Annotated in this window: 9 protein-coding genes; 8 read left to right on the top strand and 1 reads right to left on the bottom strand. The window is 74.4% G+C overall.

All coding sequences use genetic code 11. From position 1 onward, the window contains the following. The first annotated feature begins 8 nt into the window (after positions 1-8). Together ACZ7L1_RS04640 and cobI are read left to right on the top strand one after the other, a co-directional pair. Entirely contained in the window at positions 9-1,400 is a 1,392-nt protein-coding gene (locus tag ACZ7L1_RS04640) for a cobyrinate a,c-diamide synthase (RefSeq protein ID WP_471434152.1), read from the top strand. Then, positions 1,397-2,146 (top strand): precorrin-2 C(20)-methyltransferase, encoded by a 750-nt coding sequence (gene cobI / locus ACZ7L1_RS04635; protein WP_471434150.1) that lies wholly within the window; start codon positions 1,397-1,399, stop codon positions 2,144-2,146. The genes ACZ7L1_RS04640 and cobI overlap by 4 nt, the downstream gene beginning before the upstream one ends. A gap of 11 nt (positions 2,147-2,157) precedes the next feature. Here cobI and ACZ7L1_RS04630 read toward each other — a convergent pair whose 3' ends face one another. After that, the gene (locus tag ACZ7L1_RS04630) at positions 2,158-2,889 is read right to left on the bottom strand and encodes a ZIP family metal transporter (protein ID WP_471434148.1); all 732 of its coding nucleotides are present in this window, start codon (positions 2,887-2,889) and stop codon (positions 2,158-2,160) included. Between the two features lie 95 nt (positions 2,890-2,984). On the opposite strand from ACZ7L1_RS04630, the gene cobM reads away from it, so the two are divergent. From cobM to cobC, 6 genes are read left to right on the top strand one after another with little or no spacing between them, the layout of a single operon-like run. After that, positions 2,985-3,803 (top strand): precorrin-4 C(11)-methyltransferase, encoded by an 819-nt coding sequence (cobM, locus tag ACZ7L1_RS04625; protein ID WP_471434147.1) that lies wholly within the window; start codon positions 2,985-2,987, stop codon positions 3,801-3,803. Continuing rightward, the gene (cbiE, locus tag ACZ7L1_RS04620; protein ID WP_471434146.1) at positions 3,800-5,041 is read left to right on the top strand and encodes a precorrin-6y C5,15-methyltransferase (decarboxylating) subunit CbiE; all 1,242 of its coding nucleotides are present in this window, start codon (positions 3,800-3,802) and stop codon (positions 5,039-5,041) included. The genes cobM and cbiE overlap by 4 nt, the downstream gene beginning before the upstream one ends. Then, complete coding sequence (cobJ, locus tag ACZ7L1_RS04615) at positions 5,038-6,708, top strand: precorrin-3B C(17)-methyltransferase (RefSeq protein ID WP_471434144.1); 1,671 nt, start codon at positions 5,038-5,040, stop codon at positions 6,706-6,708. Before cbiE ends, cobJ begins: the two co-directional genes overlap by 4 nt. Further along, positions 6,705-7,295: a precorrin-8X methylmutase gene (locus ACZ7L1_RS04610; protein ID WP_471434142.1), complete on the top strand. Its 591-nt coding sequence runs from the start codon at positions 6,705-6,707 to the stop codon at positions 7,293-7,295. The genes cobJ and ACZ7L1_RS04610 overlap by 4 nt, the downstream gene beginning before the upstream one ends. Further along, entirely contained in the window at positions 7,292-8,251 is a 960-nt protein-coding gene (locus ACZ7L1_RS04605; RefSeq protein WP_471434140.1) for a sirohydrochlorin chelatase, read from the top strand. Before ACZ7L1_RS04610 ends, ACZ7L1_RS04605 begins: the two co-directional genes overlap by 4 nt. After that, positions 8,208-9,314: an Rv2231c family pyridoxal phosphate-dependent protein CobC gene (gene cobC, locus ACZ7L1_RS04600; protein ID WP_471434138.1), complete on the top strand. Its 1,107-nt coding sequence runs from the start codon at positions 8,208-8,210 to the stop codon at positions 9,312-9,314. Before ACZ7L1_RS04605 ends, cobC begins: the two co-directional genes overlap by 44 nt. Positions 9,315-9,321: the final 7 nt, after the last annotated feature.

Below are 9,321 nucleotides of genomic sequence, written 5' to 3'. Positions count from 1 at the left end.
TCGTGCTGATGTCCTCCTCCTCGTCCGTGCCCCGGCTGGTCATTGCCGCGCCTTCTTCCGGCAGCGGCAAGACCACCGTTGCCACGGGGTTGATGGCCGCGTTCGCCGGGCGGGGGCTCGCCGTGTCCCCGCACAAGGTCGGGCCGGACTACATCGACCCCGGGTACCACGCGCTCGCCACCGGGCGCGTGGGGCGCAACCTCGACGCGTACCTGTGCGGTCCGGAGCTTGTCGCTCCGCTGTTTCTGCACGGGTCGCGGGGGTGCGACCTCGCCGTCGTCGAGGGTGTGATGGGGCTGTACGACGGTGCTGCGGGCGAGGGTGAACTGGCGTCCACGGCCCAGGTGGCGAAGCTGCTGCGGGCGCCGGTGGTGCTCGTGGTCGACGCGTCGTCGCAGTCGCGGTCGGTGGCGGCGCTGGTGCACGGGTTCGCCTCGTGGGATCCGGAAGTGCGGGTCGGGGGCGTGATCCTGAACAAGGTCGGGTCCGATCGGCACGAGGAGCTTCTTCGGGAGGCGCTCGATTCGGCCGGGGTGCCGGTGCTGGGAGTGCTGCGGCGGGCTCCGCAGGTCGACACGCCGTCGCGTCATCTGGGGCTGGTGCCGGTCGCCGAGCGGCGGGCTGAGGCGGTGGAGGCGGTTGCGGCCATGGCCGCGCAGGTCTCCGACGGATGCGACCTGGATGCGCTGATGGGGCTGGCGCGGAGCGCGGGTGCCCTGTCGAGTGCGGCCTGGGATGCGGCTGAGGCCGTGTGGGGGGCGCCCCCGCCGCCCCTTCCCGTGCCCGGCCCTGGGAGGGGACCGGTAGTCGCCGTTGCCGCAGGCGCGGCCTTCACCTTCTCCTACGCCGAGAACACCGAACTGCTCACCGCCGCCGGCGCCGAGATCGTCCCCTTCGACCCCCTTCGCGACGAGCGACTGCCCGAAGGGACCCGTGGGCTGGTCATCGGGGGCGGCTTCCCCGAGGTGTACGCCTCCGAGCTGTCCGCCAACGAGCCGTTGCGCAAGGCCGTCGCCGAGCTGGCGCTCAGCGGTGCGCCCGTCGCCGCCGAGTGTGCCGGGCTGCTGTACCTGTGCCGGGATTTGGACGGGCAGCCCATGTGCGGGGTGCTCGACGCCACCGCCCGGATGACCGAGCGGCTGACCCTCGGCTACCGCGACGCCGTGGCGGTCGGTGACACCGTGCTCGCCGCGGCCGGGACCCGTGTGCGGGGCCACGAGTTCCACCGGACCGCCGTCGAGCCCGGCGCCGGGGCGGCTCCCGCCTGGGGGGTGCGCGCTCCCCGGCCGCGCTTGGAAGGTTTCGTGCAGCAAGGGGCGCACGCGAGTTATCTGCACACGCACTGGGCCGGTGCGCCCGGTGTGGCCCGTCGGTTCGTGGAGAGGTGCCGGACGTCATGAGCAGCAGGCTGATCGGAGTCGGGGTGGGCCCCGGCGACCCCGAGCTGGTGACCGTCAAGGGCGTCAACGCTCTGCGCGCCGCCGATGTCGTCGTCGTACCCGTGATGGCTGCATTTGATGGAAAGGACGGGGGTGAGCGGGGGCGCGCCGAGGCGACCGTGCTGCACTACGTGCCCGAGGAGAAGGTCGTCCGCGTCGTCTTCGCGCTGAACGAGCGGACCGACCGGGCGCGGCGCGAGGCCGCCTGGGACGCCGCCGGTGAGCGGGTCGCCCGGCTGCTCCGACGGCATGCGGCCGTCGCGTTCGCCACCATCGGCGACCCCAACGTGTACTCGACGTTCACGTACCTCGCGCAGACCGTGCAGGAGCTCGTGCCCGGGACCGTCGTCGAGACGGTGCCCGGCATCACCGCCATGCAGGACCTGGCCGCACGGTCGGGTGCCGTGCTCACCGAGGGCACCGAGCCGCTCACGCTGGTGCCCGTCACGGCCGGTTCGGGCGTGCTCAAGGAGGCGCTCGCCGGTCCCGGGACCGTTGTCGCGTACAAGTTCGGGCGGCAGGCGCGGGAGGTCGCCGAGGCGCTGCGGGAGACCGGGCGCATCGAGGACGCCGTGTGGGGGTCCGCTCTCGGGCTCCCGGAGGAGTCCATCCGCCCGGCCGCCGACCTCGACGGCGGTTCGCTGCCCTACCTCTCCACCCTCATCGCGCCCGCCCGGCGCGACGGCACCCGTGGCGGCAAGCTGTGACCGGCGGCGGATCAGCCCGCGAGGCCCACCACCAGCCAGATGAAGGCCGTGCCCGCGACCGTGCACAGCAGGGTCGAGCGGGCGGGGTGCTCATGGTGGGCCTCCGGCAGGATCTCGGCGGCGGCGAGGTAGAGCAGTACGCCGCCGAAGAGGCCGAGGTAGCCGCCGAGGAACCACTCCGGGATGGCGACGAACGCGGTCGAGGCCGCGCCCAGCACGGGCGCCAGCGCATCCGCGAACAGCATCGCGACCGCCTTGCGGCGTGCGTTGCCGTACAGGCTGGTGAGGGTGAACGTGTTGAAGCCGTCCGCGAAGTCGTGGGCGATGACGGCCAGCGCCACCGCGAGGCCCATACCGCCGCCCACCTGGAAGGCCGCACCGATCGCCACGCCGTCCATGGCGCTGTGACCCACCATGGCTGCCGCCGCCGTGAGGCCCACCTCGGGCGCGCGATGGTGATCGTGCTCCTCTGCGCCGTGCGCCGCCCGGCGTGCGGCGAGCAGCCGCTCCACCAGGTGGGCCAGCAGGAAGCCGCCCACGAACAGCAGCAGCGCCGCCGGCACGCCGAACACCTCTGTGCCCGCCGCGCGCAGTGCCTCCGGCAGCAGATCCAGGCCGACCACACCGAGCATCAGCCCGCCGGCCAGGCCCAGGACCAGATGGCGACGGTCGGTCACGCGCTGTGCCGTCCAGCCGCCGGCCAGCGTCATCAGGAACGCGCCGAGCGCGACGAAGACCGCCATGTGCCCTTGCTATCCGATCGGGCCCCCATCGCGCACATCCGGCCCCGATTCCGCCCGCACACATCGTGACATTCCGTACGAGAGGACCTGAACCCATGGCCGATGCCCCCACCGGCAAGGTGACCTTCGTCGGTGCCGGCCCCGGCGCCGCCGACCTGCTGACGTTCCGTGCCGCGCGCGCCATCGCCGAGGCCGACGTCGTGATCTGGGCGGCCAGCCTGGTCCAGGCGGAGGTCCTGGAGCACGCGCGTGCGGACGCGGAGGTCCTGGACTCGGCGACCATGTCGCTGGAGGACGTCGTCGCCGTGTACCGGCGGGCGCAGACGCAGGGGCTGAAGGTCGCCCGTATCCACTCCGGCGATCCGGCCCTGTGGGGCGGCACCCAGGAGCAGCTGGACCGGTGCGCGCAGATCGGTATCGCGACCGAGGTCGTCCCCGGCGTCTCCTCCTTCTCCGCCGTCGCCGCGCTCGCCCGGCGGGAGCTGACGATCCCCGAGGTCGCGCAGTCCGTGGTGCTCACCCGGCTCGGCGGCGGCAAGACGCCGATGCCGCCCGGCGAGGAGGTGCGCGAGTTCGCCCGGCACGGCACCACCATGGCGATCTTCCTGTCGGCGGCCCGCAGCGGGCAGCTGGTGCGGGAGCTGCTGGAGGGCGGCTACCCGACGAACACCCCGGTCGTGGTCGCCTACCAGGCGACCTGGCCGGAGGAGCTGGTCGTGAAGTGCACGATCGGCACGCTGGAGGAGACCGTCAAGGAGCACAAGCTCTGGAAGCACACCCTCTTCCTGGTCGGCCCGGCGCTCGACGCGCAGGGCACGCGCTCGCACCTCTACCACCCCGGTCACTTCCACGGCTACCGCAAGGCCGACCCCGAGGCCCGCAAGGCCCTGCGCACACGGGGTGCGAGCACGTGATCACTGTCGTCGGCACGGGCACGGGGGCGCCGCTCGACGAGGAGGTCCTCGCGGCGGCGGACCTCGTCGTGGGCGGGCGGCGGCATCTGGACGCCGCCCCGCTGCCCGAGGGCGCCGAGAGGATCGTGCTCGGACCGCTGGCGCCCGCGCTGGACGCCATCGGGCGGTACCTGGACAAGGAGCGGCGGGTCGTCGTGCTCGCCTCCGGTGATCCCGGGTTCTTCGGCATCGTGCGGGCGCTGGGCGAGCGGTTCGGGCCGGACCGGCTGGATGTGCGGCCCGGCGTGTCGTCGGTGGCCGGTGCTTTCGCGCGGCTCGGGCTGACCTGGGACGACGCGGTGGTGGTCAGTGCGCACGGACGCGAGATGCGCACCGCCGTGAACGTCTGCCGGGCGCGTGCCAAGGTCGCCGTGCTGACCGGGCCCGGAGCCGGGCCCGCCGAGCTGGGAACGGCGCTCTGCGACGGTTACGCCGACCGGGTCCTCGTCGTCGCGACCGCGCTCGGCGACCCGGAGCGTGAGCGGGTGGAGCGGGTGACGCCCGCCGAGGCGGCGGAACGCGACTGGGGGGCGGCGGTGAGCGTGGTGCTGTGCCTGGACGAGACGCGGGCGCTGGGGCCGGTGCGCACGGTCGCGGGGGCGCCCTCGGGTCCCTCCGCATGGGCCCTGAACGAGAGCGCCTTCGCGCACCGGGACTCGATGATCACCAAGTTCGAGGTGCGTGCCCTGGCCCTGGCCCGGCTCGGGCCACGGCTCGGCGATCTGGTCTGGGACGTCGGCGCGGGCTCCGGCTCGGTCGCGGTCGAGTGCGCACGGCTGGGCGCCGCCGTCACCGCCGTCGAGAAGAGTCCCGACGGGGTCGAACGGATCCGCGCCAACGCGTCCGCGCACGGCGTGGACGTGCGGGTCGTGCACGGGACCGCGCCGGACGCGCTGGACGGACTCGACGACCCCGACGCGGTGTTCGTCGGCGGCGGCGGACGCGAACTGCCCGCCATCGTCACGGCGTGCGCGCGGCGCGCCCGGCGGGCGGTGGTGGTCGCCATGGCGGCCCTGGACCGCGTACCTGCGGCGCGCGAGGCGCTCGCCGCCGCCGGGTTCTCCTGCGACGGCGTCCTGCTGCAGTCCTCGCGCCTCGCGCCGCTGCCGGGCGACGTGACCCGGCTCGCGGCGACCAACCCTGTTTTCCTGCTGTGGGGCACCAGGACCCCGGCACTGCACGAAGGAGGAGCGAAGTGATCGGCCTCATTTCCGCCACCGCGGCGGGGGCGGCTGCGCGGGACCGGCTGGCCGCGGCGTGGCCGGACCGCACGCGGGTGTACGACGGGCCCGTGAAGGACGCCGTGCGGGCCGCCTTCGCGGAGTGCGAGCAGCTCGTGTGCTTCCTGGCGACGGGGGCGGTCGTACGGCTGATCGCGCCGCTGCTGGGTGAGAAGGTCTCCGACCCGGGCGTGGTCTGCGTCGACGAGGGCGGGCGGTTCGCGGTGTCCCTCGTGGGCGGGCACGCCGGCGGCGCCAACGAACTCGCCCGCGCTGTGGGCGGGGTGCTGGGCGCGGAACCGGTCGTGACGACCGCCACGGACGCCGTGGGGCTGCCCGGGCTGGACACGCTCGGGTTCCCGGTGGAGGGCGATGTCGCCGCGGTGTCGCGGGCGTTGCTCGACGGGGAGCCGGTGGCGCTGGCGGCGGAGGTGAGTTGGCCGCTGCCGCCGCTGTCCGTCGCCGCCGAGGGGGCGTACACCATCCGGGTCACCGACCGCGCCGTCGAACCCGCCGAACGGGAGGTCGTACTGCGGCCGCCCACCCTGGTCGCGGGCGTCGGCGCGTCCAGGGGCGCCCCGGTCGAGGAGGTGCTGGGGCTCGTCGAGGGTGCGCTCCGGGACGCGGGGCTCTCCGCGGCGTCGCTCGCCGAACTCGCCACCGTCGACGCCAAGGCGGAGGAGCCCGGCATCGTCGAGGCGGCGCGGCGGCTCGGCGTTCCGCTCGTGACCTACGCCGCCGAGGAGTTGGCGAAGGTCGACGTGCCCAACCCGTCCGAGGCACCACTCGCCGCCGTCGGCACACCGTCCGTCGCGGAGGCCGCCGCGCTGGTGGGCGGGGGCGAACTCCTCGTACCCAAGCGGAAGTCGGCCATGGCCACGTGCGCGGTCGGGCGGCGACCGGGGCGCGGACGGCTCGCGGTCGTCGGGCTGGGGCCGGGCGCCCGGGACCTGCTCACACCGCGCGCGCAGCAGGAGCTGCGGCGCGCGTCGGTGCTCGTCGGTCTCGACCAGTACGTCGACCAGATCCGTGACCTGCTGCGGCCCGGCACCCGGGTCCTGGAGTCGGGGCTCGGCGCGGAGGAGGAGCGGGCGCGCACGGCGGTCGCACAGGCGCGCAAGGGGCATGCCGTCGCGCTGATCGGCAGCGGGGACGCCGGGGTGTACGCGATGGCGTCGCCCGCGCTCGCCGAGGCGTCCGACGACATCGACGTGGTCGGGGTGCCCGGCGTCACCGCGGCGCTCGCGGCCGGGGCGATCCTGGGCGCGCCGCTCGGCCACGACCATGTGTCGATCAGCCTCTCCGACCTGCACACGCCGTGGGAGGTCATCGAGCGGCGGGTACGGGCCGCCGCCGAGGCCGACCTCGTGGTCACCTTCTACAACCCCCGCTCCCGGGGCCGCGACTGGCAGCTGCCGAAGGCCCTCGCGATCCTCGCCGGACACCGGGAGCCGACGACACCGGTCGGTGTCGTACGCAACGCGTCGCGGCCGGACGAGACCAGTCGCCTCACGACCCTGGCCGAACTGGACCCTGCGACGGTCGACATGATGACGGTCGTGACCGTGGGCAACACGGCGACCCGTGAGATCGCGGGCCGCATGGTCACGCCGCGCGGATACCGCTGGCAGGAGGAGGCCAAGTGAACCGTGTGGTGCACCCGATCGAGCAGGAGTCCTTCCGGCGGCTGCGCGCCCGCCTCGACACCTCGCACTTCCCGCCGCTGACCCGGGCGGTGGTGGAGCGCGTCATCCACTCCGCCGCCGACCTCGACTACGCCACCGACCTCGTCATGGACGAGAGTGAGTTGGAGAAGGCGCACACGGCGCTGCACGCCGGGGCGCCGGTGGTGGTGGACGTGGAGATGGTCGCGGCCGGGATCACACGCCGCGAGACGGTCTGCCGCCTCAAGGACGCCAGGTCGGGCCCCGGCATGACACGTTCGGCGCACGCGATCCGGCTGGCGTACGAGGACGTCGGCCCGGGCGCCCTGTGGGTGATCGGCTGCGCGCCGACCGCCCTTGAGGAGCTGCTGAAACTGGACGCCTCCCCCGCGCTCGTCATCGGTCTGCCCGTCGGTTTCGTCGGCGCGGCCGAGTCCAAGGCCGCGCTGCGCGAGAGCGGGCTGCCCGCCGTGAGCAACGTGTCCGAGAAGGGCGGTTCGGCGGTCGCCGCCGCCGCGCTCAACGCCCTGCTGTACCACCCCGTTTCGAAGTTCGAGGAGACATCGTGACCACCCCGCCGCCCGCCCTGCTCATCGCCGGCCACGGCACCCGGGACGAGGCCGGAGCCGAGGCGTTCCGCGACTTCGTACGGGAGCTGGGGCGCCGCCACCCCGACCTGCCTGTCGGGGGCGGCTTCATCGAGCTGTCGCCGCCGCCGCTGGGCGATGCGGTGACCGAGCTGGTGGAGCGGGGGGTGCGCCGGTTCGCGGCCGTGCCGCTGATGCTGGTGTCCGCCGGACACGCGAAGGGGGACATCCCGGCGGCGCTGGCCAGGGAGAAGGAGCGACACCCGGGCATCTCGTACACCTACGGGCGCCCGCTCGGCCCGCATCCTGCGCTGCTGTCGGTGCTGGAGCGGCGCCTGGACGAGGCGATGGGCGGTGCGGCGAGCACGCCGGAGGGGCGCGCCGAGGTGACGGTGCTGCTGGTGGGCCGTGGCTCCACCGACCCCGACGCGAACGCCGAGGTGTACAAGGCGGCGCGGCTGCTGTGGGAGGGGCGCGGGTACGCGGGCGTGGAGACGGCGTTCGTGTCGCTGGCGGCGCCGGACGTGCCGAGCGGCCTCGACCGGTGCGCGAAGCTGGGTGCGAAGCGGATCGTCGTCCTGCCGTACTTCCTGTTCACGGGGATCCTGCCGGACCGGGTGCGGCAGCAGGCGGAGGACTGGGCGGCGGCGCATCCTCAGGTCGAGGTGCGGTCCGCGGACGTCATCGGGCCGGAGCCGGAGCTGCTGGACCTGGTGATGGAGCGGTACCAGGAGGCGCTGAAGGGCGACCTGCGGATGAACTGCGACTCGTGCGTGTACCGGATCGCGCTGCCCGGCTTCGAGGACAAGGTGGGGCTGCCGCAGCAGCCGCACTTCCACCCGGACGACGACGGGCACGCGCACGGTCCCGGCGACGGGCATCACCATCACGGTCATGGACACCACCACGGGGGGCACGCGCACTCCCATGCGCACTGAACGGGACGGAGCACAGCACGACCTGCGGCACCACGGGGACGCCGAGGTCCGTGACGGCGGGGCGGGACTGACCGACCTCGCGGTGAACGTGCGCGCGGACACGCCTCCGGCGTGGCTGCGGGAGGTGATCGCCGAGTCGCTGGGCGGGCTCGCGGCCTACCCCGACGGGCGGGCGGCGCGGGCGGCGGTGGCGGAGCGGCACGGGGTGCCGGCCGAGCGGGTGCTGCTGACGGCGGGGGCGGCGGAGGCGTTCGTGCTGCTCGCCCGCGCCCTGAAGGTGCGGCGGCCGGTCGTGGTGCACCCGCAGTTCACGGAGCCGGAGGCGGCGTTGCGGGCCGCCGGGCACGTGGTGGGGCGGGTGGTGCTGCGGGAGGCGGACGGTTTCCGGCTGGATCCGGCGCTGGTGCCGCAGGACGCGGATCTGGTGGTGATCGGGAATCCCACGAACCCCACGTCCGTGCTGCACCCCGCGTCGGTGATCGAGGAACTGGCCCGGCCGGGGCGGGTGTTGGTGGTCGACGAGGCGTTCATGGACGCGGTGCCCGGGGAACGGGAGGCGCTGGCGGGCCGGACGGACGTGCCGGGCCTGGTGGTCCTGCGCAGCCTGACCAAGACCTGGGGTCTGGCGGGGCTGCGCATCGGCTACGTGCTGACCGACCCCGGGACGATCGCGCAACTGGAGCGGGCGCAGCCGCTGTGGCCGGTGTCGACGCCGGCGCTCGCGGCGGCTGAGGCCTGTGTGTCGCCGCGGGCGCTGGCGGAGGCGGCGCACGCGGCGCACCGGGTGGCGGCGGACCGGGCGCATCTGGTGGCGGGGCTGCGGGAGTTCGGGCCGGACGGGCTGTATGTGGCGGAGCCCGCGGAGGGGCCGTTCGTGCTGGTCCGCCTGGCGCGGGCGGCTGCCGTGCGGCGGCACCTGCGGGACCTGGGCTTCGCGGTGCGTCGCGGGGACACGTTTCCGGGGCTGAACGAGGAGTGGCTGCGGCTGGCGGTTCGGGACCGGGTGACGGTCAACCGCTTCCTGCAGGCGCTGGACCGGGCGGTGACGCTGGCCGCGCGGTGAGGGGGTC

The organism is Streptomyces sp. NPDC107546 (genome assembly GCF_055639175.1).
This window is presented reverse-complemented; position numbering and strand designations above follow the sequence as displayed.

Coding starts and splice junctions, on each gene's coding strand:
- ACZ7L1_RS04640 (WP_471434152.1), top strand. CDS start 9: ATGTCCTCCTCCTCGTCCGTGCCCCGGCTGGTCATTGCCGCGCCTTCT.
- cobI (WP_471434150.1), top strand. CDS start 1,397: ATGAGCAGCAGGCTGATCGGAGTCGGGGTGGGCCCCGGCGACCCCGAG.
- ACZ7L1_RS04630 (WP_471434148.1), bottom strand. CDS start 2,889: ATGGCGGTCTTCGTCGCGCTCGGCGCGTTCCTGATGACGCTGGCCGGC.
- cobM (WP_471434147.1), top strand. CDS start 2,985: ATGGCCGATGCCCCCACCGGCAAGGTGACCTTCGTCGGTGCCGGCCCC.
- cobC (WP_471434138.1), top strand. CDS start 8,208: ATGGACACCACCACGGGGGGCACGCGCACTCCCATGCGCACTGAACGG.